General features: G+C 68.7%; 23 protein-coding genes and 1 tRNA gene. 18 read left to right on the top strand and 6 right to left on the bottom strand.

What is annotated here, in order from left to right; genetic code table 11:
* Window positions 1-3: 3 nt before the first annotated feature.
* Genes ACFYRH_RS26805 through ACFYRH_RS26815 form a run of 3 tightly spaced genes read right to left on the bottom strand, consistent with a single transcriptional unit; the run spans window position 4 to window position 2,523 of the window.
* A complete protein-coding gene (locus ACFYRH_RS26805; RefSeq protein WP_387780907.1) occupies window positions 4-1,062 on the bottom strand; it encodes a serine hydrolase domain-containing protein in 1,059 nt (352 codons plus the stop codon).
* Entirely contained in the window at window positions 1,062-1,970 is a 909-nt protein-coding gene (locus ACFYRH_RS26810; protein WP_387780910.1) for a phosphotransferase, read from the bottom strand. Before ACFYRH_RS26810 ends, ACFYRH_RS26805 begins: the two co-directional genes overlap by 1 nt.
* On the bottom strand, window positions 1,963-2,523 hold the full coding sequence (locus ACFYRH_RS26815) for a 5-formyltetrahydrofolate cyclo-ligase (RefSeq protein WP_387780913.1): 561 nt from the start codon (window positions 2,521-2,523) through the stop codon (window positions 1,963-1,965). The genes ACFYRH_RS26810 and ACFYRH_RS26815 overlap by 8 nt, the downstream gene beginning before the upstream one ends.
* 65 nt (window positions 2,524-2,588) lie before the next feature.
* On the opposite strand from ACFYRH_RS26815, the gene ACFYRH_RS26820 reads away from it, so the two are divergent.
* The 9 genes from ACFYRH_RS26820 to ACFYRH_RS26860 all read left to right on the top strand — a co-directional run bounded on the left by ACFYRH_RS26820 (window position 2,589) and on the right by ACFYRH_RS26860 (window position 8,964).
* The gene (locus ACFYRH_RS26820; RefSeq protein WP_387780916.1) at window positions 2,589-3,974 is read left to right on the top strand and encodes a UTP--glucose-1-phosphate uridylyltransferase; all 1,386 of its coding nucleotides are present in this window, start codon (window positions 2,589-2,591) and stop codon (window positions 3,972-3,974) included.
* Between the two features lie 36 nt (window positions 3,975-4,010).
* Complete coding sequence (locus ACFYRH_RS26825; RefSeq protein WP_387780919.1) at window positions 4,011-4,490, top strand: GNAT family N-acetyltransferase; 480 nt, start codon at window positions 4,011-4,013, stop codon at window positions 4,488-4,490.
* A 58-nt stretch (window positions 4,491-4,548) separates the two neighbouring features.
* Window positions 4,549-5,769, top strand: a complete 1,221-nt coding sequence (gene glp, locus ACFYRH_RS26830; protein WP_387780922.1) for a gephyrin-like molybdotransferase Glp — start codon at window positions 4,549-4,551, stop codon at window positions 5,767-5,769.
* A 34-nt stretch (window positions 5,770-5,803) separates the two neighbouring features.
* A complete protein-coding gene (gene moaC / locus ACFYRH_RS26835) occupies window positions 5,804-6,286 on the top strand; it encodes a cyclic pyranopterin monophosphate synthase MoaC (RefSeq protein WP_387780925.1) in 483 nt (160 codons plus the stop codon).
* Window positions 6,283-6,771, top strand: a complete 489-nt coding sequence (locus tag ACFYRH_RS26840; RefSeq protein WP_387780927.1) for a molybdenum cofactor biosynthesis protein B — start codon at window positions 6,283-6,285, stop codon at window positions 6,769-6,771. The genes moaC and ACFYRH_RS26840 overlap by 4 nt, the downstream gene beginning before the upstream one ends.
* Window positions 6,771-7,388, top strand: a complete 618-nt coding sequence (locus ACFYRH_RS26845; protein WP_387780930.1) for a GNAT family N-acetyltransferase — start codon at window positions 6,771-6,773, stop codon at window positions 7,386-7,388. Before ACFYRH_RS26840 ends, ACFYRH_RS26845 begins: the two co-directional genes overlap by 1 nt.
* 97 nt (window positions 7,389-7,485) lie before the next feature.
* Entirely contained in the window at window positions 7,486-8,280 is a 795-nt protein-coding gene (locus tag ACFYRH_RS26850) for a hypothetical protein (RefSeq protein ID WP_387780933.1), read from the top strand.
* A gap of 72 nt (window positions 8,281-8,352) precedes the next feature.
* Window positions 8,353-8,425 (top strand) — tRNA-Ala (locus ACFYRH_RS26855).
* Window positions 8,426-8,616: 191 nt separating this feature from the next.
* A complete protein-coding gene (locus ACFYRH_RS26860) occupies window positions 8,617-8,964 on the top strand; it encodes a hypothetical protein (protein WP_387780935.1) in 348 nt (115 codons plus the stop codon).
* On the opposite strand, the gene ACFYRH_RS26865 is transcribed toward ACFYRH_RS26860, so the two are convergent.
* On the bottom strand, window positions 8,920-9,714 hold the full coding sequence (locus ACFYRH_RS26865) for an endonuclease/exonuclease/phosphatase family protein (RefSeq protein WP_387780938.1): 795 nt from the start codon (window positions 9,712-9,714) through the stop codon (window positions 8,920-8,922). The two genes, ACFYRH_RS26860 and ACFYRH_RS26865, sit on opposite strands and share 45 nt — an antisense overlap.
* A 212-nt stretch (window positions 9,715-9,926) precedes the next feature.
* On the bottom strand, window positions 9,927-10,277 hold the full coding sequence (locus tag ACFYRH_RS26870; protein ID WP_387780941.1) for a MerR family transcriptional regulator: 351 nt from the start codon (window positions 10,275-10,277) through the stop codon (window positions 9,927-9,929).
* A gap of 84 nt (window positions 10,278-10,361) precedes the next feature.
* On the opposite strand from ACFYRH_RS26870, the gene ACFYRH_RS26875 reads away from it, so the two are divergent.
* Window positions 10,362-11,237, top strand: coding sequence for an NmrA family NAD(P)-binding protein (locus ACFYRH_RS26875; RefSeq protein ID WP_387780944.1), 876 nt, complete (start codon window positions 10,362-10,364; stop codon window positions 11,235-11,237).
* Between the two features lie 22 nt (window positions 11,238-11,259).
* On the opposite strand, the gene ACFYRH_RS26880 is transcribed toward ACFYRH_RS26875, so the two are convergent.
* Window positions 11,260-11,835, bottom strand: coding sequence for a TetR/AcrR family transcriptional regulator (locus ACFYRH_RS26880; protein ID WP_387780946.1), 576 nt, complete (start codon window positions 11,833-11,835; stop codon window positions 11,260-11,262).
* Between the two features lie 84 nt (window positions 11,836-11,919).
* Here ACFYRH_RS26880 and ACFYRH_RS26885 point away from each other — a divergent pair, with 84 nt between their 5' ends.
* The 8 genes from ACFYRH_RS26885 (at window position 11,920) to ACFYRH_RS26920 (ending at window position 19,964) form a co-directional block, all read left to right on the top strand.
* A complete protein-coding gene (locus tag ACFYRH_RS26885; protein WP_387780949.1) occupies window positions 11,920-12,801 on the top strand; it encodes an SDR family oxidoreductase in 882 nt (293 codons plus the stop codon).
* An 82-nt stretch (window positions 12,802-12,883) separates the two neighbouring features.
* Window positions 12,884-13,300, top strand: coding sequence for a Fur family transcriptional regulator (locus tag ACFYRH_RS26890; protein WP_387780952.1), 417 nt, complete (start codon window positions 12,884-12,886; stop codon window positions 13,298-13,300).
* 36 nt (window positions 13,301-13,336) lie between these two features.
* Window positions 13,337-15,562, top strand: a complete 2,226-nt coding sequence (gene katG, locus ACFYRH_RS26895) for a catalase/peroxidase HPI (RefSeq protein ID WP_387780955.1) — start codon at window positions 13,337-13,339, stop codon at window positions 15,560-15,562.
* Window positions 15,563-15,735: 173 nt separating this feature from the next.
* Window positions 15,736-17,253 carry a B12-binding domain-containing radical SAM protein gene (locus ACFYRH_RS26900; protein WP_387780958.1) on the top strand — a complete coding sequence of 506 codons (1,518 nt, stop codon included), beginning with the start codon at window positions 15,736-15,738 and terminating at the stop codon, window positions 17,251-17,253.
* Window positions 17,254-17,287: 34 nt separating this feature from the next.
* Window positions 17,288-17,707 carry a hypothetical protein gene (locus ACFYRH_RS26905; protein ID WP_387780961.1) on the top strand — a complete coding sequence of 140 codons (420 nt, stop codon included), beginning with the start codon at window positions 17,288-17,290 and terminating at the stop codon, window positions 17,705-17,707.
* 326 nt (window positions 17,708-18,033) lie between these two features.
* Entirely contained in the window at window positions 18,034-18,564 is a 531-nt protein-coding gene (locus tag ACFYRH_RS26910) for a hypothetical protein (protein WP_387780964.1), read from the top strand.
* A gap of 279 nt (window positions 18,565-18,843) precedes the next feature.
* Window positions 18,844-19,356 carry a hypothetical protein gene (locus tag ACFYRH_RS26915; RefSeq protein WP_387780967.1) on the top strand — a complete coding sequence of 171 codons (513 nt, stop codon included), beginning with the start codon at window positions 18,844-18,846 and terminating at the stop codon, window positions 19,354-19,356.
* Complete coding sequence (locus tag ACFYRH_RS26920; RefSeq protein ID WP_387780970.1) at window positions 19,353-19,964, top strand: hypothetical protein; 612 nt, start codon at window positions 19,353-19,355, stop codon at window positions 19,962-19,964. Before ACFYRH_RS26915 ends, ACFYRH_RS26920 begins: the two co-directional genes overlap by 4 nt.
* Window positions 19,965-19,972: the final 8 nt, after the last annotated feature.

A 19,972-nucleotide genomic window follows, 5' to 3' on the forward strand; every position in this document is an offset into this window, starting at 1 on the left:
TGGTCACCACGCGGGCGCGCCGGCCTCGGCGAAGAGTTCTTCCGGCCAGGTCCAGAGCGCCCGCGGGGTCAGCAGGATCGAGATCGTCCCGTCCGCGGGCGTGGTGGACCAGAGCGAGCCGAGTCCGCCCGCCCAGCCGTACCGGCCGCCGCCGACGGACATCCCGTAACCCCATCCGGTATCAGGGCCGAGGAAGTCGGCGGCCGCCGCTCGCTGCTTCGGCGTCAGCTGGTCGCTCGTCATCTCAGCGACGGCCGCGGGTGACAGCAGATCGCCGGTCAGCAGCATCCGCGTGAACGCGTGATAGTCGTCGATCGTCGAGATCAACCCACCACTCGCGTCCGGGAACGACGGCGGCGTCAGCCACTGGCTCTCCGCGGCCGGGTCCAGTACGTCGTCCCCGACGTACGCCGTGGTCAGCCTGGCGGGATCCACCGCGGTGAACCCGGTGTCGTGCATCCCCAACGGCTCGAAGATCCGCTCGCGGAGGAACTCCTCCAGCGGCTGCCCGGTCACCCGTGGGAGCAGTACGCCGAGCACGTGTGAACCGGTCGAGTAGAGCCACCGCTCACCAGGTTGGTACTGCAGCGGCAGCGTCGCGAGGCGCTTGATCCACTCGTCCGGCTCCAGTGGAGTCCGCGGTACCGGCGGACCGAACGTGTGCACCTCCAGCTCGGCCTCCCGCTGCCGCAGCGCGGGGTTGTCCGACTCACCCAGCCCGAGCCGGAACGTGAGGAGGTCCCGCACGGTGATCGGCCGCTCCGCCGGGACGGTGTCGTCGATCGGTCCGTCCGGATCCCGCAGTACGACTGGATGCGCGAGCTCCGGCAGTACGTCGGCCACCGGCGCGTCCATGGACAGTCGCAGCTCGTCGACGAGGAGCATGGTCGCGGCGGCGACGATCGGCTTGGTCAGTGACGAGATCCGGAACAGACTGTTCCGCTGCAGTTCCGGACCGTCGTACTCCGTTCTGCCGTGCACCTCGATCCGGGTTTCGTCACCACGACTCACCAGGCTGATGAGTCCGGGCATCGCCCCGTTGTCGACGTACTCGCGCAGCATCAGTTCAGTCCACCAGCGAACGGCATTGCGCGCCACTGGGTGGCGAACATGCGGATCCCGTCGGCCAGTGGGGGCATCTGCGGCACCAGTGGGGTACACACGAGGACCTGCAGTGCGCGGACCAGGTCCATCACCTGCTGGATCCGCGGGTCCAGCGTCGGGAGACCACGAGCCCGGGCGCCCTCGTCGTACGCCTTGCACAGGTCGGGGCCGAAGCCGGCGACGTCCCATTCGATCGGTCCGATTCCGACGTCCTCGAAGTCGGCCCACAGCGGGCCGTCGACGGTGGTGATCAGGTTCCACGACGGTGCGTCGCCGTGCAGTGGCTGGATGGTCGCGGAGGGGAACGCCGTCTCGAAGCCGCTGCGGCTGGTCAGCACCGGCTCCAGCACCCGCCACTCGGCGCGCGCCCGCTCCAGGTCCTCCTGCTCGAGCAGACCGGGCACGGCCTCGGTTGCGGCGAGCCCCGGTCCGATCAGACGCAGAGGGGTCATCCAGGGCAGCTCACCTGGGTACTTCGCGAGTTGCGCGTGCAGCTCCGGTACGCGGGTGGTCGCGCCGTAGTAGTCGGGCTCGGCGGCCTGGTCGACCTCGACGTACGTCCAGAACGTCATCGACAGCCCGTCCTGGGACACCGGCTCGCGGGGCACCAGTGGGCTCGGCGGCACCACCGGGAACCCCTGCTCGGCCAGCCAGGCGACGACGTCCAGTTCGCGCTGTTGACGGCGGCCTGCTGGTTCCGGCTCCTTGAGGCCGTCCGGCAGGTTCATCGGCACCCGGGCGACCACTGAGGTCGGCTTCAGGTGCACCACCGTCGAGAACGCGGTGTAGAGCACCGTGGGGTCGGTGACAGTCAGGCCGAGGGTGCGTGCGGCTGTGGCTGCGGCTTGGACCGCGGTCTCAGTCATCTCCCGATCTTCGCAGCGTGATCAAGCGATGTGGCGTCAACGCGGCGTCGACCGGGTGGTCGTGCGCGTCGGACGGGAGCGCGTCGACGACCTCGGTGTCGTACACGGCGGCCCAGATCGGCGTACCGGGCCTGGTGCGGGCCAGGGCCCGGTCGTACGAGCCGCCGCCGCGGCCCAGGCGGACTCCGTCGCGGGCGACGGCCACGGCCGGGCAGATCACCAGATCGGCGCCGGCGATCGCGTCGGGGCCCAGATCGGTCGGCGGCTCGGACAGACCGAGCCGGCCGGGCACCAGATCGGCCGCACCGGGCGCGACACCCCAGCCGAGGTCGTTGTCGGCGTACAGGATCGGCAGCAGGACTTCACGGCGTGTCGCGAGCAGCCAGTCGATCAGCGCGCCGGTCTGCGGCTCCGGGGCCCTCGACACGTACACAGCGACCCGGTACACGTCCGGCAACGCCTGTTGGGCGCTCGCCAGCAGTCCCTCCGCGCGGGTCCGCTGCCCTCGCGCCTCCAGGAAGTGCTGCCGCGCCGCGGCCTTCGTTTCGAACACATCCGCATCGTAGGAGCGTGACGCGGGCAACACTGGGATTACCGACTGTCCCCTAGGGTTGGTGCATGAGTGAGGTGGGTCTCAGACAAGCGCAGGAGAAGATGCGTGCCGCCGGTGCTGCCGACGTCGCCATTCGCGTCTTCACGCACTACTACCGGTTGCTCGAGTCGGGCCAGCAGGGGAAGATCCGCGAGGCCGACATCGAACCGGTCGGCGATCTGCCCCACCTGGACCACCTGGACACCGACCCGGACGCGCTCCGGGCCGCGCTGGCCGAGACCGCGGTGATCAAGCTCAACGGCGGCCTCGGTACGTCGATGGGCGTCACCGGCCCGAAGTCCGCGCTGCCGGTGAAGGACGGGCTGAGTTTCCTCGACATCATCGCCCGGCAGATTCTCAGCACCCGGCGCAAGTACGACGTACCGCTGCCGCTGGTGCTGATGAACTCGTTCCGGACCAAGACCGAGTCGCTGCAGATCCTCGGCGAGTACGACGGCCTCGCGATCGACGGACTGCCGCTCGACTTCCAGCAGAACATGGAACCGAAGCTGCTCGCCGACGACCTGACCCCGGCCGAGTGGGAGCCCGACCCGGAGCTGGCCTGGTGCCCGCCCGGTCACGGCGACCTGTTCACCGCGCTGGTTGCCTCCGGCACCCTGGACGCGCTCCGCGAGCACGGTTTCCGGCACGCGTTCATCTCGAACGCGGACAACCTCGGCGCGACGCCGGACCCCCGGATCGCCGCGTGGATGGCCGAACACGACGTACCGTTCGGGATGGAGGTCTGCCGGCGGACGCGCTCGGACCGGAAGGGCGGGCATGTCGCGGTGCGGAAGTCCGACGGCCGGCTGATCCTGCGGGACAGCGCCCAGGTCGCGGACGAGGACACGCAGTACTTCCAGGACATCACCCGGCACAAGATGTTCAACACCAACAACCTGTGGATCGACCTGGACCGGCTCGACGAGCTGATGTCCGGGCACGACGGCGTGCTCGGGCTGCCGATCATGGTGAACCGCAAGACGGTCGACCCGGCCGACCCCTCGTCGCCGAAGGTGATCCAGCTGGAGACCGGGATGGGCACCGCGATCGAGACCTTCGACGGCTCGCAGGCGGTGGTCGTCGACCGCAGCCGGTTCAAGCCGGTGAAGACCACGAACGACCTGCTGGTGCTCCGTTCGGACGTCTACGAGCTGGACGAGGCCGGCGACCTGACCACGACGCACGAGGGTGACGAGCCGTACGTCGACCTGGACCCGGAGTACTTCAAGATCCTCGCCGACTTCGACGCCCGGTTCGCCGCCGGCCCGCCGTCGCTGGTCCGGGCCGACCGGCTCGCGGTCCGCGGTGACGTTGCCTTCGGCAAGGACGTGGTGGTGGTCGGCGACGTCGAGGTGACCGCGCCGGACGGCGAGCGCCGGGTGATCCCGGACGGCACCGAACTGAGCTGAGCCGACCTGACCTGAGCTGATACCTGGGGGACTGCGGTGGACGAGCTGTTGATCAGGCCGCTGGAGCCGTACGACACGGACGAGGCGGCCGCGGTGTGGTGGCGCTCCCGGCACGCGGAGGGGGCGCAGTTGCCGCCGGCGATCCACACCGCCGCGCAGGTCGCGACGTGGTTCGCGGACGTGCTGCTGCCGGACGCCCAGACCTGGGTGGCTGTCGACGACGGCCGGATCGTCGCGGTGCTCACCCTGGACGGCGACGACCTCGACCAGCTGTACGTCGACCCGCAGGTGGCCGGCCAGGGCATCGGCTCCACCCTCGTGGACCTCGCCAAGGACCTTCGGCCCGGCGGACTCGCCCTGTGGACGTTCCAGATCAACACCCGCGCCCAGTCCTTCTACCGGGCGCACGGCTTCCGTGAGGTACGCCGTACCGACGGAGCGGCGAACGAGGAACGCGCTCCGGACGTCCGGATGGTGTGGGGGAACCACCCCGAGGGCGTACCGATCAACGGGTAGCAGGCCGGCCGACGCGCCAACTACCTCCGGTCCTCCGGTACGGATTAGGGTCGGGCTCGTGAGACGGAGTGTGGATGAGCATCTGGAGGTCGTACTCGGCCGGGTGACCGCGTTGCCCGCGTTCGACCAGCCGTTGATGGACGCGGTGGGGCAGGTGCTCTGCGAGGACATCGTCTCGGGGGTCAGCCTGCCGGGGTTCGACAACTCGGCCATGGACGGGTACGCCGTCCAGGCGGCCGACCTGGCCGGTGCCTCGGACGAGAACCCGATCGCGCTACCCGTGGTCGGCGAGTTCCGGGCCGGTCGCAGCGAACCGATCGTGGTGACCCGTGGGACGTGTGTACGGATCATGACCGGCGCACCGATGCCACGGGGCGCGGACAGCGTCGTACCGGTCGAGTGGACCGACGGCGGGACCGTGAACGTGCGCATCACCCAGCAGCCGCCGGTCGGTGGCTCGGTGCGCCACGCCGGCGAGGACCTGACCGCCGGTTCGAAGGTGCTGGACAGCGGCACCGTGCTGGGCCCGCGGCAGATCGCCGTACTGGCTGCTGTCGGCCGGGCGCGGGTGAAGTCCCGCCCGCGACCGCGCGTCGTGGTGATCTCGACCGGGGCGGAGCTGCGGGAGCCGGGCAGCCGGCTGGGCGAGGGGCAGATCTACGACTCGAACAGCTACACGCTGGCCGCCTGTGCGCGCGACGCCGGCGCGGTGGTGTACCGGGTCGGAATCGTCGACGACGACCCCAAACGGATCATGGACACCCTCTCCGACCAGTTGGTGCGTGCCGACCTGGTCATCACCACAGGTGGCGTCAGCATGGGCGCGTACGACGTGGTGAAGGAGGAGCTGTCCAAACTCGGCACAGTGGACTTCCCCCAGGTCTCGATGCAGCCGGGCAAGCCGCAGGGGTTCGGTGTGATCGGTGAGGACGCCGTACCGATCTTCACGCTGCCCGGCAACCCGGTGTCGGCGTACATCTCCTTCGAGGTGTTCGTGCGGCCGGCGCTGCGCAAGATGATGGGGCAGATGCCGTACCGGCGGGCACTGGTCCCCGGCGTGACGCTGGACGGGTTCAGCTCGCCTCCGGGCCGGCGGCAGTTCGTCCGCGCTGCGGCCAGCAGCGGCGACGAGGGCTGGATGGCCAGTACAGTCGGCGGGCACGGCTCACACCTGCTGGGCGGGTTGAGCCGGGCGAACGCGCTGATCGTGGTGCCCGAGGACGTGACAGCGGTCCGGGCCGGCGATCAGGTCGAGCTGATGCTGTTGGAGGGTGCCTGATGGTTCCGCGGACACCCTCGGACGAGGAGACCGGATGACCGAGCCCCCTGCGGGGTTGACCCACGTCGACGAGACCGGGGCCGCGCGGATGGTGGACGTGTCCGCCAAGGACACCACCGTCCGCCGGGCAGTTGCCAGCGGCAAGGTTCTGGTGTCCGCCGAGGTGGTGACCGCACTGCGCGGCGACGGCGTACCGAAAGGTGACGCGCTCGGCGTCGCACGGATCGCCGGGATCATGGGGGCGAAGCGGACGCCGGACCTGGTTCCGCTGTGCCATCCGATCGCGATCACCGGTGCCAAGGTCGATCTGGAAGTTGCCGACGACGCCGTGCTGATCCGCGCCCAGGTGAAGACAACGGACCGGACCGGTGTCGAAATGGAGGCGCTGACCGCAGTAGCGGTCGCAGGGCTCGCCGTGATCGACATGGTGAAGGCTCTGGACCCGGCCGCCGCGCTGACCGATGTACAGGTCGAGCTGAAAGAAGGCGGCAAGACCGGGCACTGGGAGCGACCGTGAGAGCTCTCGTCGTCAGCGTGTCCAACCGGGCAGCCGCTGGGGTCTACTCCGACACCACAGGTCCGCTGATCGCTTCACGGTTGGCGGACTGGGGTTTTGACGTGTCCGGGCCGGAGGTGGTCCCGGACGGTGCGCCAGTGGGGGCCGCGCTGCGGTCCGCGGTCGAGGCGTCGTACGACGTGGTGCTGACCACAGGTGGTACGGGGATCTCGCCCACCGACGAGACGCCCGAGCAGACGGCCGCAGTGCTGACGAAAGTGGTGCCGGGGATCGCTGAAGCCATCAGGGCTTATGGCGTCGCCAACGGCGTACCAACGGCCGCACTGTCGCGTGGACTCGCCGGAATCGCCGGTACTACGGTCATCGTCAACCTGCCCGGATCGCGTGGCGGTGTGAAAGACGGCCTCGCCGTACTGGAGCCACTGTTGAGACATGCGGTCGAGCAGGTACACGGTGGCGACCACGTGCGGACGGACGTCGACTGATGGCGATCGTCCGCTGGCCGGTGGAGCTGCAGCACGGGCAGGTCGGCCTGCGGCCACTGCGCGCCGGTGACGGCAGCGAATGGGCCGCAGCGCGCCAACGCAACGTCAGCTGGCTGCGGCCCTGGGACGCGACCCAGCCACCCGGTGCCGAAGACGGTGCGCGCACCTTCCGCGCCATGGCACGCGACTGGAACCGCCAAGCGCGGTACGGACGGATGCTGCCGTTCGTCATCACGTACGGCGGTGCGGCCGGCGCCGGGCCACGCGCCAAATGGCCCCTCGTCGGACAGCTCACCGTGTCCGGCATCACCTACGGCTCGGCCCGCTGGGCCAACCTCGGCTACTGGGTCGACGAGCAGTACGCCGGCCGCGGCATCGTCCCCACCGCCGTCGCGATGGCCGCCGACCACTGCTGGTTCACCCTCGGCCTGCACCGGATCGAAGTGGCCATTCGCCCCGAGAACAAGGCAAGTCTGCGGGTCGTCGAGAAACTCGGCTTCCGGTACGAAGGCGAACGGCCACGGTTCCTGCACATCGACGGCGACTGGCGCGACCACCGCATCTTCGCGCTCAATGTCGAAGAGGTCGGGCCCGGTCTCGTTTCCCGACTCACCTGACTACGGTGCGTGCTATTCACATCAGTCACACGAGTCTTCTTGCGACACACCGTCCCACGTACCTCATCTGGCCCCCGCCGCGCCTTAGCGTCGTCGCATGGGGACGACAGGGCTGATCTACGTGGCGATCGTCGCCGCCTGGGCTGCCTACCTCGTCCCGATGTGGCTGAAGCGAGGCGACGAAGCGCGGCGGACCCCGGTGGTGCCGTCATCGGCCGAAGCGCGCGTCCTGTCCCGTGACCCGTCGCGTCCCCGGTACGTCGTCCGCCCGCCTGGCGCGGTCGCCGCCGACGACCCCTCGCCACCCGCGCGCTACATCCCCAACCGAGCCCGCCGGGTGGCCGCCATGCGCCGTCGGCGGGTGCTGTCGATCCTGAGCCTCTCCCTGCTGTCCGTCGTGGCGCTCGCCGGACTCGCGATGCTGCCGTGGTGGACAGTCGCCGTACCCGGCGCGCTGATCCTCGGGTTCGTCGTACTCACCCGCGTGCAGCTGCGGCGGCAGGCGCGCGAACGTGCCGTGGCGGCTGCCGAACGGCGAGCGCGGGCCCAGGCGCGGCACGACCGCGGGCCGGCCGGCAAGCCCATGCCGTCGCCCGACGAGGAGATGACCATCGAGGTCAAGCTCCCCGCCGAGCCTGCGCCGGCGCCTGCTCCGGTCAAGGAAGAGAAGCCGGCTGCCGAAGGACTGTGGGACCCGGTGCCTGTCACGCTGCCCACCTACGTGCTCAAGGAAAAGGCGCCCGACCGGACCGTGCGAACCATCTCGCTCACCGACGACGCCGTCTTCTCCAGCGCCCGTACGACGGACCCCGCCGACAAGTCCGCCGTCGCCGAGACCGTCGTACCCAAGCCCGCCGAAGAGCCCGAGGTGAAGCGCGCCGTCGGTGACTGATATCCGGTTTTAGTCTGCGGGGCTCGGCGTGTTAGAGTCTCCCGGTCGCAAGGGAAACCGAGCGACAGACTCGGGGCTGTGGCGCAGTTGGTAGCGCGCTTCGTTCGCAACGAAGAGGCCAGGGGTTCGAATCCCCTCAGCTCCACGAAGCCGATAGGCGACTCGTGTCCGCGGAAAGCGCGGACCGGGTCGCCTTCGTCATTTCGTGCGGCTGCGCTCCGCTTGCCGCGAGCGGGGGCTCCGCCACCCGCACCCCCCGCGCCTTCGCTTCGCTCGGCTCCGTGGTTGCTCGCCGCGGTTGTCTGACTGCTTGGGTTGGGCGCCGCGGTCCCGGACGTGGACCTGCTGGTGCCGCGTGAGCGGCTTGCTCAGGTCAAGTCGTACGCCGCATCCGCGCGGAACGCCGAGCTGCCGATCAAGCTCGACACCGTCGCCGCCTTTCGCCTGGCCAACAAGAAGTCCTACCTGACGCACCAGAAGCTGATGTTCCCGGTGTCAAGCGCCCGCTTCCGGCGGCGAACTGCGGACCTGCTCGGCAAGCAGCTCGAGACCATCGATCCGCGAACGTTGCTGCACACGTTCGGGACCGTTGGGTCAGATGAACCCGACCAGCATTCGCGATGGCCGGGGTGTTGGCCGCTAGTCAGGGAGGCGGAGGCGGGCCAGCAGGCCGATGTGGTCTGAGAGGTGGGCCGGGCCGCTGGGTAGGACGCGCTTGTCTGTGAACAGAAGGTCGGTTTCTTCCACGCCGATCGTCTCAGCGACGAGGATGAAGTCGATGCAGTGTGGGTTGTTGCCTGGTGCAAGGTAGTCGGAGTGGAAAGTCGGTGGGCACTGGCCGTCGAAGGCGTCGCGCAGGCCGGAGCGCTGCTCAAGCTCGCGGTGCAGCGTGCTCGTCTGGGTGACGTTGAAATCTCCGCACACGACCGCCGGTGAGTTGCCGGCCGTGACCGCCCGCGCCAGCGCCAGGAACTGCTCGCGTTGCAGGTCATGGAACCGATTCTGTGCAGACCAGTCGCCGTCGGTGTTGGCGGTCGGGTGGATGTTGAGCACGCGGACGGGGATGTCGGCCAGCCGAACGGTGAGCATCCCGCTGTGGAGGGCATTGAATCGCGCGCGAGCGGGTATTCCTGAGTGACGCGACGACCACGGAAGGCGTGCATACGTCGTGTCGGCCAGTCGCAGCCGTGACAACGTGACCAAGCCGCCCGCCGGGCCGATCACCGAGGGCCGATAGGCGACGTGTGAGAAGGACGGCATCCGTTTCCGGAGGTGTGCCAGTTGGTGGTAGGCCAACACCTCCTGCAGGCAGACCAGACCGATGTCGCCGGCATCGAACTCGGCCGCGATCGCGGCGAGCCGCTCGGCGATACGGGTGCCCGTCAGCGGAAGCCCACGCACGTTCAGGGTGGCGACGGTCAAACACGTGGTCATGGTGTGCCACATCGTAACCATTGGGGCCGGCCGCGCTACCGATGGTGACCGTGCACGTCCCTGACTCTCACCCGGTGCTTCCGTAGCACCGTGACGATCGTCGTCACGTTGAAGCCCGGCCGCGGTTTGGGGCGGGGGCCTTCGCTTCGCTCGGCTGTTGTGGTTGGGTGCGGGCCGTTGCTTCGGTTGGCTTGGGGCGGGTGCTCGGGTGGCTAGGGGGTGGGGCGGCGGTTGATGAGGGTGGTTAGGGATTGGTGGGCGGACTGCAGCCGGGTGATGGAGTGGTCGAGCCTGGTGCGGGCTGTGTGGAGGCGGGTCAGGACGCCGTCGCAGGCGGGGGTGGGTGGGTTGTCGCGGACGCAGTCGCCGATGGCGGCGATGGCTGCTGTGGTGAGGCCGGCGGCCAGGAGTGTGCGGATTCGGTGTACGGCGTTGACGTCGGACTCGGAGTAGATGCGGTAGCCGTTGGGGGCCCGGTCGGGGTGGAGGAGACCTTGCTTCTCGTAGTAGCGGAGGAGTTGTTGGTCGACTCCGGTGTGCTGTGCGAGTTCTCCGATGCGCATCTGCGTCCGCCTTCGTGCTTGACCTTGTAACTGGTTTCAAGCCATAGCGTCGCTGCCGGTATTCCACCTCGAAGGAGAACGGCAATGACATCAGTATTTGTTGCGGGGGCGACGGGCATGCTGGGCCGGGAGGTCGTCAGGAGCCTGGTACGTCGTGGCGCAGAGGTCCGCGCACTGGTCCGGACCGGGTCCACAGCGAGTCAGGCGTTGACCGACGACGGTGCGAACGTCATCGAAGGGTCTCTGTCGGTTCGTCTCGCGACAGCGATGGAAGGGGCCGATGTCGTCATCTCGGCGCTGCAAGGTGGCGACGACGTCATCGTCGACGGACAGGTCGCGCTGCTCCGCGCCGCCGAGAAGGCGGGAGTACCGCGGGTGATCCCGTCGGACTTCGCGGTTGACCTCTTCCGCCTGGACGACGGTGACAATGTCTTCCTGGACCACCGCCGGAGAGCGCACGAGGCCTTCGGGGGCAGCCCAGTTCGGATCACGTCGGTCCTCAACGGAGCGTTTGCCGAGGTGATGACCGCATCGTTCCTCGAGATCGTCGACTGGGACAACGGGACGTTCAGCTACTGGGGCGACGGTGAACAGCCCTGCGACTTCACCACAGTCGCGGACACGGCGGCGTACACCGCTGCCGTCGCCCTCGATCCGGAATCTGCGGGTCGACCGGTGCGGCTGGCAGGCGACGTGCTCACGATGAAGGCGTTCCACGCTGCGCTGGAGCGAGGCTCGGGCCGTCGCCTCGAGCCTCGTCAGCTCGGCAGTGTCGACGATCTGGCCGGCGAGATCCGGCGTCGCAAGTCGATCGCGAGCAGTCCGACCGAGTACGTCGCCCTGCAGTACGTCTGGGCGATGGTCAGCGGGAAGGCGAAGCTCGCTCCGCTCGACAACGATCGCTACCCGGAGATCCGGCCAACGACGGTCACCGAGTTCGCCGAGAGGTTCCGCCGCTGAGCGCCAGAGGTCGGCCTGATGGTCAGGTGAGGGATGCGGTTGCTGCGCGGAGCTCCTCTAGGGCGGCGTGGATGTGGGGGGCCAGGCCGAGTTCGTCGTGTTCCAGTGACATCCAGGCGGTGTAGCCGTTCTTGAAGGCCAGGAGGCCGAGTTCGGCGGCTAGATGAGCGAGCGGGGCCGCGACGCCGCGGGACAGGAGAGCGTCGGTCATGGCATTGGCCAGGCCGACGCTCTTCAGTGCGTCACGCTCCTGGAGTTCGGTGCTCGCGGCGATGGCGGCCTTGAGGCGGGGGCCGAGTTCGCGGTTCATCGGGCCCATGGCGGTCGAGGCGCGGTCGAGACCGGCGGCTACTGCCTCGAGTGGGCTGGCAGCGTCGGGGGCTTCGGTGATGCCGTCGACGAGGAGCCGGCACAAGGTCTCCTGGCCGGCCACCAGCAGCTCGCGCTTGTCCGGGAAGTAGCGGAAGAACGTGCTCTTCGTGACGCCGGCGCGGTCGGCGATCTCGGCGACCGTCGTGGCGTCGTAGCCCTGCTCGGCGAACAGGTCGACCGCGGCCACGACCAGTCGATCGCGTGCACCGGGTTCCCATCGCGCCATGGCACCATTCTAGCGATGGGACCTTTGTCCCATCAGGGTGCTACGGTGATGGGATAAAGGTCCCATCACATCGAGGAGTGTCCCATGCGGGTCTTCATCACCGGCGGTACCGGACTGATCGGCTCCGCCGTCGTCCGTGAGTTGCTCGACAACGGCCACGACGTGCTCGCGCTGGCGCGATCCGACTCGTCCGAGGCGGCGCTGCGCGAGGCCGGTGCCGTGGCCGTCCGCGGAAGCCTGGCCGACCTGGATGCCGTGCGCGCCGGCGCCGCCAAGGCTGACGGCGTGATTCATCTTGCCTTCAGCAACGACTTCAGCAGCCCGGAAGCGCTCGCGGCCGGGGTTGCCGAGGAGACTGCGGCGCTCGCCGCGCTCGGGGAGGAGCTGGTTGACAGCGGCCGTCCGCTCGTCACGGTGTCGGGTACGCCGTGGGTGCCCGGCCGACTGTCTACGGAGGCCGACCCCCTGCCGCTCGACGGTCCTGTAGGCGGTCGCGGCCGGTCCGTCATGGCGACGCTGGGCCTGGCGTCGCGCGGTGTGCGGAGTGCCGCCGTACGGATGCCGCGCACGGTTCACAACCAAGGTGATGGCGGATTTGCCGGGCTGCTGACTCAGATCGCGCGCCAGACTGGTGTTTCCGGCTATCCGGGCGACGGTACGCAGCGGTGGCCGGCTGTGCATGCGCTCGATGCGGCTGTGCTCTTCCGGTTGGTTCTGGAGAATGCGCCGGCCGGGACCGCGTGGCATGCGGTCGCCGACGAGGGGGACGCCGTACGGGACATCGCGGCGGTCATCGGGAGGCGGTTGGGTCTTCCGGTCGAGTCCGTTGCCCCGGAAACCTTCGGTCCGTTGGGGCCGATCTTCGCGACCGACCAGCCGTCGTCGAGCGCGCAGACGCGGCAGGCGCTGAACTGGACGCCGCGGCACCCCGGCCTGCTGGAGGACCTGGAGAACATCCAGCCCTGACGGGCGCGACACGCGCTGTCTCAATCTGAGCCTAATCTTGACTCATTCCAGAAAAGGCGGAAGACTGCGGAACGTGCCGACGGTGGATGAGCTCCAGGATCTGTTGCGTGGGGCTTCGTTGCGGGTGACCCGGCCGCGGGTGGCGGTGCTGGCCGCGGTCCACGATCACCCGCACGCGGACACGGACTCGATCATCGGGGCCGTGCGCAACGACTTGCCGGAGGTCTCCCACCAGGCGGTGTACGACTCGCTGCACACCTTGACGGCAGCGCGGCTGGTGCGACGGATCCAGCCGCTGGGGTCGGTGGCCCGCTACGAGTCGCGGGTGGGGGACAACCACCACCACGCGGTCTGCAGGTCGTGCGGTGCCATCGCCGACGTCGACTGTGCGGTCGGGCATGCGCCCTGCCTGACCGCTTCCGAGGACCACGGGTTCGTCATCGACGAGGCCGAGGTCATCTATTGGGGACTGTGCGCCGACTGCTCAGGCCGTACCTGATCTTCCGTCCGAAAGTCCATTCCTGGAAGGAATCTGATGTCCGAGATCCATGAGCCACTGCCCGGTGAAGGCACCGAGGAGAGCCGCGGCGCCGAGGAGGGCAAGGGCCAAGGCTGCCCCGTCGCCCACGGTCAGGGCGTGCACCCGACCACCGGGAACGCGAACCGCGCCTGGTGGCCGAACCAGCTGAACCTGAAGATCCTGGCCAAGAACCCCGCGGTGGCGAACCCGCTCGGCGAGGAGTTCGACTACGCCGCCGCGTTCCAGAGCCTCGACCTGGCCGCGGTGAAGGCCGACATCGCCGAGGTGCTGACCACGTCGCAGGACTGGTGGCCGGCCGACTTCGGGAACTACGGCCCGCTGATGATCCGGATGGCCTGGCACAGCGCCGGTACCTACCGGATCAGCGACGGCCGCGGTGGCGCGGGCGCGGGTCAGCAGCGGTTCGCGCCGCTGAACAGCTGGCCCGACAACGCCAACCTGGACAAGGCGCGCCGTCTGCTGTGGCCGGTGAAGAAGAAGTACGGCCAGAAGATCTCCTGGGCCGACCTGCTGATTCTGACCGGCAACGTCGCACTCGAGACGATGGGTTTCAAGACCTTCGGGTACGCCGGTGGCCGCGCGGACGTCTGGGAGCCCGAGGACGACGTCTACTGGGGTCCGGAGACCACCTGGCTGGGCGACGAGCGCTACACCGGTGACCGCGAACTGGAGAAGCCGCTCGGCGCGGTCCAGATGGGGCTCATCTACGTGAACCCGGAAGGCCCGAACGGCAACCCGGACCCGATCGCCTCCGCCCGCGACATTCGCGAGACCTTCGGCCGGATGGCGATGAACGACGAGGAGACCGTCGCGCTGATCGCCGGCGGCCACACGTTCGGCAAGACACACGGCGCGGCCGACCCGGAGAAGTACGTCGGTGCCGAGCCCGAGGGTGCTCCGATCGACCAGCAGGGTCTCGGCTGGCGGAACACGTACAACACCGGTGCCGGTCCGGACGCGATCACCAGCGGCCTCGAGGTCACCTGGACGACGACGCCGGCCAAGTGGGGCAACGACTTCTTCAACATCCTGTTCGGCTACGAGTGGGAGCTGACGAAGAGCCCGGCCGGTGCGAACCAGTGGGTCGCGAAGGACGCCGAGGAGATCATCCCGAACGCGTTCGACCCGAACAAAAAGCAGAAGCCGACCATGCTGACCACGGACCTGGCGCTGCGCTTCGACCCGATCTACGAGCCGATCTCGCGCCGGTTCAAGGACAACCCGGACGAGTTCGCGGACGCGTTCGCCCGGGCGTGGTTCAAGCTGACGCACCGCGACATGGGCCCGGTCGTCCGGTACCTCGGCCCCGAGGTCCCGAGCGAGGTGCTGATCTGGCAGGACCCGCTGCCGGCCGTCGACCACGAGCTGATCGGCGACGCCGACGTGACCGCGCTCAAGGCGGCCATCGCGGCGTCCGGCCTGACGGTGGCGCAGCTGGTCTCGACCGCGTGGGCGTCGGCCTCGACGTTCCGCGGCAGCGACAAGCGTGGTGGCGCCAACGGTGCGCGGATCCGCCTGCAGCCGCAGAGCGGCTGGGAGGTCAACAACCCCGACGAGCTGGCGCAGGTACTGCGGACGCTCGAAGGCATCCAGCAGTCGTTCGGGAAGCCGGTCTCGCTGGCTGACCTGATCGTCCTCGCCGGCGGTGTCGGTGTGGAGATCGCCGCGAAGAACGCCGGGTACGACGTCGTCGTACCGTTCACGCCGGGCCGGGTGGACGCGTCGGCCGAGCAGACCGACGCGGACTCGTTCGCCGCGCTCGAGCCGGTCGCCGACGGGTTCCGCAACTACTACGGCAAGGGCAACCGCCTCCCGGCGGAGTACCTGCTGCTGGACCGCGCGAACCTGCTCACCCTGAGCGCGCCGGAGCTGACGGTCCTCGTCGGCGGTCTGCGAGTTCTCGGTGCGAACTACGACGGGTCGAAGTACGGCGTGCTGACCGAGAACCCGGGCACGCTGACGAACGACTTCTTCGTCAACCTGCTGGACCTCGGCACCGAGTGGCACGCGGTCGACGACAGCCAGGAGACGTTCGAGGCGACCGTCAACGGCGAGACCAAGTGGACCGGCACCCGGGCCGACCTGGTCTTCGGCTCGAACTCCGAGCTCCGCGCCGTCGCCGAGGTCTACGCCAGCGACGACGCGAAGCAGAAGTTCGTCACCGACTTCGTCGCCGCCTGGCACAAGGTCATGGAGCTGGACCGCTTCGACCTGCGCTGATCCGGAAACCGCAGGAAACCGGCTCCCCCGTGCGCGGGGGAGCCGGTCTGCGTTCCGGCGTGCTTGACACGTGCTGACGCCGAAGCGCACGCTGGATTTTGGTTTGTATTTCTGGGGGCCGCACATCTCAATCACTTAATTGATTCTTCGTCGCCGGGTGAAATGGGGGCGCGATGAAGGTTGTGTTGATTTCGCCGCCGATCATGGACGATTTCGGCGGCGATCCGAGACCGATTGCGATGGACGCGGTGCGCGAATGCCCGGCGTACGGGATGTACCTGCTGCAGGCGGTGCTGCACGCGCACGGGCACGATGCGACGCTCGTCGACCTGATCTCGGACGGGTCGGACCGGATCGACACGTACCTGCGGCTGGTGGCCGAAGCGGGGCTCGTCGGCATCGGGGCGACCTCGATGTCCTGGCCGACCGCCCTGTCGGTGATCGGGCAGATCCGCGCCGCGCGGCCGGATGTTCCGATCGTCCTCGGTGGCATCCATCCGACGATGTTCGACGAGTATCTGTTGCGGACCTTCCCGGTGCAGTATGTGGTCCGCGGCGAGGGCGAACGGGCGATCGTCGAGCTCGCGAACGCCGTACAGGACAACGGAGATCTGGCGGGCGTCGCGAATCTGAGCTGGGTGTCGGAGTCCGGCGAACTGGTGCGAAACCCGGTCGCCCGGCAGCTCTCGGCCGAGGATCTCGCCGCGGCTCCGTTGCCGGATTACAACCAGCTGCGGCCCGGTCTGTTCCAGGGGCTCTCGATCGAGTCGTCCCGGGGGTGCGCGTTCGACTGCTCGTTCTGCAGTACGTCGTACCGCCGCAGCTACCGCAGTATCGAACCCGAGGCCTTCGTCGACCGTCTCGAGGCGGTGTCGGAGTACACCGGCCGGACGAACACCGGTTTCGTGCACATCATCGACGACGAGTTCTCGATGAATCCGCGGCGGGCGGTCCGCATCGCCGAGTCGATCCGGCGCCGCGGGATGACGCCCAGCCTGGTGTACGACTCGCGCGCCACGGACCTGCTGTTCCCCGGGTACGTCGAGTCGATCGCCGAGTTCACCGGGCAGTTCCTGGTCGGCGCGGAATGCGGGTACGACGAAGGTCTGGAGCGGATCGGGAAAGGGACGACCACCGATATCCTGGAACGTGCGGCGCAGAAACTGATGGTCAACGGAATCGCGGACCGAGCGGATTTCTCGTTCATTCTCGGACTGCCCTGGGAAACCGTGACCGAAGTACGCCGTACCATCGCGTTCGCCGCGAAACTCTACGCGACGTACGGCGTCCGGCTGCTGCTCCAGTGGTACTGCCAGATTCCGGGATCGCGGCTCTGGCAGGAACAGCGTGACCGCCTGGACGTCAGCGAAGTGATGTACGACGAGTTCGGGTTCTTCCGCAACCTGTACCTCTTCCGCAGCGGGGTGCGGCTGACGCCGGAGGAGATCTGGGACGTGAGCCGGCAGGTGCGGGCGTTGATGTATCTGTCGCGGGCGCGGAACCCCGAACGCGTGATGATCGAGTACGGACATCCGGAGCCGATCAGTCTGTACTTCCCGGAGGACCTGGTCAGGGGCACGAGCCACGCGCTGCCCAATCTGCGCACCGTGGCGTACGCGCGGGACCGGAACACCGGAAAGGAACGGCGCGCGGACGGCGCGCGCCGGCCACTACGACACCTGCCGCTGTGATCGGGCCGGTGCCGTGAAGCCGTAGGGAGGAGCCATGCCGGACAGGTACATCCCGGTATCAGAGAGCGAGCAGCAGTTCGCGATGCTGCTGGAGCGGGTGCTCACCGAGCCGTCGTTCGCCGAGGCGATGGACAGCGACCCGGTGCAGGCGCTCAACGACGCCGGTTACGATCTCGACGGTCAGCAGGTCGAGGCCATCCGGGCGAGCCGGCGGTTCGAGCAACCCGAAGTACTGGGCGACGACCAGCTCGCGTTCCCGTTGACGAAGCCGTTGGTCAGCATCATCACCAAAGGGACCAAGCCCGCGGTCAGGGTGGTCACGAAGGGCACGCAGCCGGCGGTCTCGGTCGCCGTCAACACCGTGGTCCTCGTCGAGGAGTCGACGCTCCCCGAGATCGAGGTGGTACCCGCCGAGGAGGAGCGCTTCCGCGCCGCACCGGCAGACGAGGAGTGACGGTTCCTTCGTACAAGATCTCTGAGACGACCTCCGGAGCGATCGGCACGCTGGGGATCGCTGCGCTCGCGACCGTGCCTGTCGCCGTGGCCAAGTCGCGCAGCGTCCCCCTCACCTGGCCCGTCACCGGAGCCGCAAGCTGGGTGCTCGCCTCCGTCCTCAAACGAGTCGCATCGCCCGCCGGTCGAACGCCGCCGGGGAACCGCGCGCCGACAAAAGGTGCGCCGACGGGCAGCCGCACGCCGGCGGAAGGTGCGCCGACGGGTGGCCGCATGCCGGCGGAAGGTGCGCCGACAGGCAGCCGCGGGCCGGCGGACAGTGGTGCGATGGCGGGGATCCGTGCGGATGAGCCGCGATCGCTGCTCGTCCGTGCTGTCCGACGCGGTGCGATCTCAGCGGTCGCCGAGCTGGCCTGCACCGCCCTCGCGTTCGCCGTACGCCGTCCCGCAACCCGCGCGCAGGTAGTTGCCTTCGGCTCAGGGGTAGGCAGCGTCGAGGCCCTCTACGTCCTGGCCCTCGGAATCGCCCACCCCGCCGACCAGCAAACCCTCGACCAATGGCGCACCGCCCGCCAACACTCCCTGGTCGTCGACCAGTTCGTCCTACTCGAACGCTCGATCGCCATGACCTCCCACATAGCCAGCCGCGGCATCCTCTCCACCGCCCTCCACGACCACCCCCGCCCCGCCCGACTCATCACAGCCCTAGCTCTCTTCACCCTCGCCGACGCAGTAGCCGCCTACGGCCACTCCGCCAACTGGAACTGGCTGGACCCCCAAGTAGCCCGCCACACCCAAACCTTCTACACAACCATCGCCGCCCTGGAGACCTACCTCTACCACCGCTGGTCCACCTGACCAGCAGCCAAAGGCACAACGACCGCCGAGTCACCTTGCAGCGTCCAGCCGTCGTACCGGTCGGGCCCTGGCTGCCGATGGTTCGGAGGGCGGTGCAGACGGGCGCAGACCTGCGCGTAGATGTTGTTCCACCCGCGACGCGACTTGATGGCCAGCAGCTCCCGCCGCGCCGGCCCGGGCAACTCGGCACCGGTGCGGGGGCTGTGGATAAGTGCGGACGGGACGGTCGTGGCGTCGTAGAGTCGAGGGGTGGCTACTGATGGTTCTGGGATTCGTTCGGTGGATGACGTACGGCGGGACGTCCCAGGGGTACTGACTCGGTTCCGGCGTGGGCGGACCATGCCGTTCAGCTTCGGTGACGGTGGGGTGCCGGAGGCGGTGCTGCTGACCTATGACCAGTTCGAGGACCTGGAGGGCGAGTCGAAGTTCGAGCGTCGTTCCGGGGTGGTCGCGGTGGAGACGGTGGCTGCGGAGCTCGTGTCGATGGTGGAGGCGATCCGGGCCGCGTCGTTCGTACCGGTTGTATGGGGCGACGACGGCGAGCCGGAGGCAGTCCTCATGTCCACCTCGCAGTACCGGCAGTTGCGTGGGGACGACGAGCCTCCGCCCGGGACGATCGACGATCCGACCCGCCGGGTCTACGCGTCCGAGCCGCTGCCGGAGAGCCGCCCCATGACCGTCGACGAACTGGCGGAGATGATGGGCCCCTACACGCAGCAGGTGCTGGAGGAGATTCGCCAAGAGGAGCGCGAGAAGGCCGAGGGCAGAGGGCCTGAGGACAGCTCGCCGTGACCGAGGACGGACCGCGGTACGAGATTGTCGTCGGCAAGGAGTTCGCGGTCGACCTCAGGCGTCTTGCGGTCGCTGCGGAGAAGGATCCGCGGGGCCCGGCAGGTCACCTGCACCGACAGTTGCTGACACAGATCAGCGACCTGGCCAACGGGACCACGGACGGTCACCACGCACTCGGGTACGAGTCCGGTAAAGGGGATCTGCGGGACTGCGTTACTGCTTATCTGCAGTCTGATCCGCAGGCGAAGGCGGACTATCGGCTGGTGTTTCGGGAGATGCCGCCTGCGGAGCCGGGCGGCGTACCTCGGCGGGAGTTGCTGGCTGTCAAGCCGCGTCAGGGCGCCGGCAACATCTACGAGCACACGTGCGCGCGGCTCCGACGGAACCTTCACGACCGTCAGCCGGGCCTCGATGCTTTCGGTGATCGCAGGCCCAGCCTCAAACAGAACCAGGCCCAGCGTCAGGCCGAGCTCGACGGGAACCGCGCCATCGCACACGCGTTCCCGGGGCAGGTGCCGTTGGCGACCTCACGCCCGTTGGCGATGTTTCGGTTCGGCACCCGCCGGACTGACGCCCCAGGGCACCACGGCAAGGTCCTCGACCGCTGACGGTCCCG

The organism is Kribbella sp. NPDC004875 (genome assembly GCF_042873375.1).
Classification (GTDB): domain Bacteria; phylum Actinomycetota; class Actinomycetes; order Propionibacteriales; family Kribbellaceae; genus Kribbella.

What these genes read in the sequence shown, in the direction of transcription:
- ACFYRH_RS26845 (WP_387780930.1), top strand. Translation starts at nt 6,771, where the DNA reads ATGGCGATCGTCCGCTGGCCGGTGGAGCTGCAGCACGGGCAGGTCGGC.
- ACFYRH_RS26850 (WP_387780933.1), top strand. Translation starts at nt 7,486, where the DNA reads ATGGGGACGACAGGGCTGATCTACGTGGCGATCGTCGCCGCCTGGGCT.
- ACFYRH_RS26820 (WP_387780916.1), top strand. Translation starts at nt 2,589, where the DNA reads ATGAGTGAGGTGGGTCTCAGACAAGCGCAGGAGAAGATGCGTGCCGCC.
- ACFYRH_RS26880 (WP_387780946.1), bottom strand. Translation starts at nt 11,835, where the DNA reads ATGGCGCGATGGGAACCCGGTGCACGCGATCGACTGGTCGTGGCCGCG.
- ACFYRH_RS26910 (WP_387780964.1), top strand. Translation starts at nt 18,034, where the DNA reads ATGGCGGGGATCCGTGCGGATGAGCCGCGATCGCTGCTCGTCCGTGCT.
- ACFYRH_RS26870 (WP_387780941.1), bottom strand. Translation starts at nt 10,277, where the DNA reads ATGCGCATCGGAGAACTCGCACAGCACACCGGAGTCGACCAACAACTC.
- ACFYRH_RS26805 (WP_387780907.1), bottom strand. Translation starts at nt 1,062, where the DNA reads ATGCTGCGCGAGTACGTCGACAACGGGGCGATGCCCGGACTCATCAGC.
- ACFYRH_RS26865 (WP_387780938.1), bottom strand. Translation starts at nt 9,714, where the DNA reads ATGACCACGTGTTTGACCGTCGCCACCCTGAACGTGCGTGGGCTTCCG.
- ACFYRH_RS26885 (WP_387780949.1), top strand. Translation starts at nt 11,920, where the DNA reads ATGCGGGTCTTCATCACCGGCGGTACCGGACTGATCGGCTCCGCCGTC.
- ACFYRH_RS26810 (WP_387780910.1), bottom strand. Translation starts at nt 1,970, where the DNA reads ATGACTGAGACCGCGGTCCAAGCCGCAGCCACAGCCGCACGCACCCTC.
- katG (WP_387780955.1), top strand. Translation starts at nt 13,337, where the DNA reads ATGTCCGAGATCCATGAGCCACTGCCCGGTGAAGGCACCGAGGAGAGC.
- ACFYRH_RS26905 (WP_387780961.1), top strand. Translation starts at nt 17,288, where the DNA reads ATGCCGGACAGGTACATCCCGGTATCAGAGAGCGAGCAGCAGTTCGCG.
- moaC (WP_387780925.1), top strand. Translation starts at nt 5,804, where the DNA reads ATGACCGAGCCCCCTGCGGGGTTGACCCACGTCGACGAGACCGGGGCC.
- ACFYRH_RS26900 (WP_387780958.1), top strand. Translation starts at nt 15,736, where the DNA reads ATGAAGGTTGTGTTGATTTCGCCGCCGATCATGGACGATTTCGGCGGC.
- ACFYRH_RS26875 (WP_387780944.1), top strand. Translation starts at nt 10,362, where the DNA reads ATGACATCAGTATTTGTTGCGGGGGCGACGGGCATGCTGGGCCGGGAG.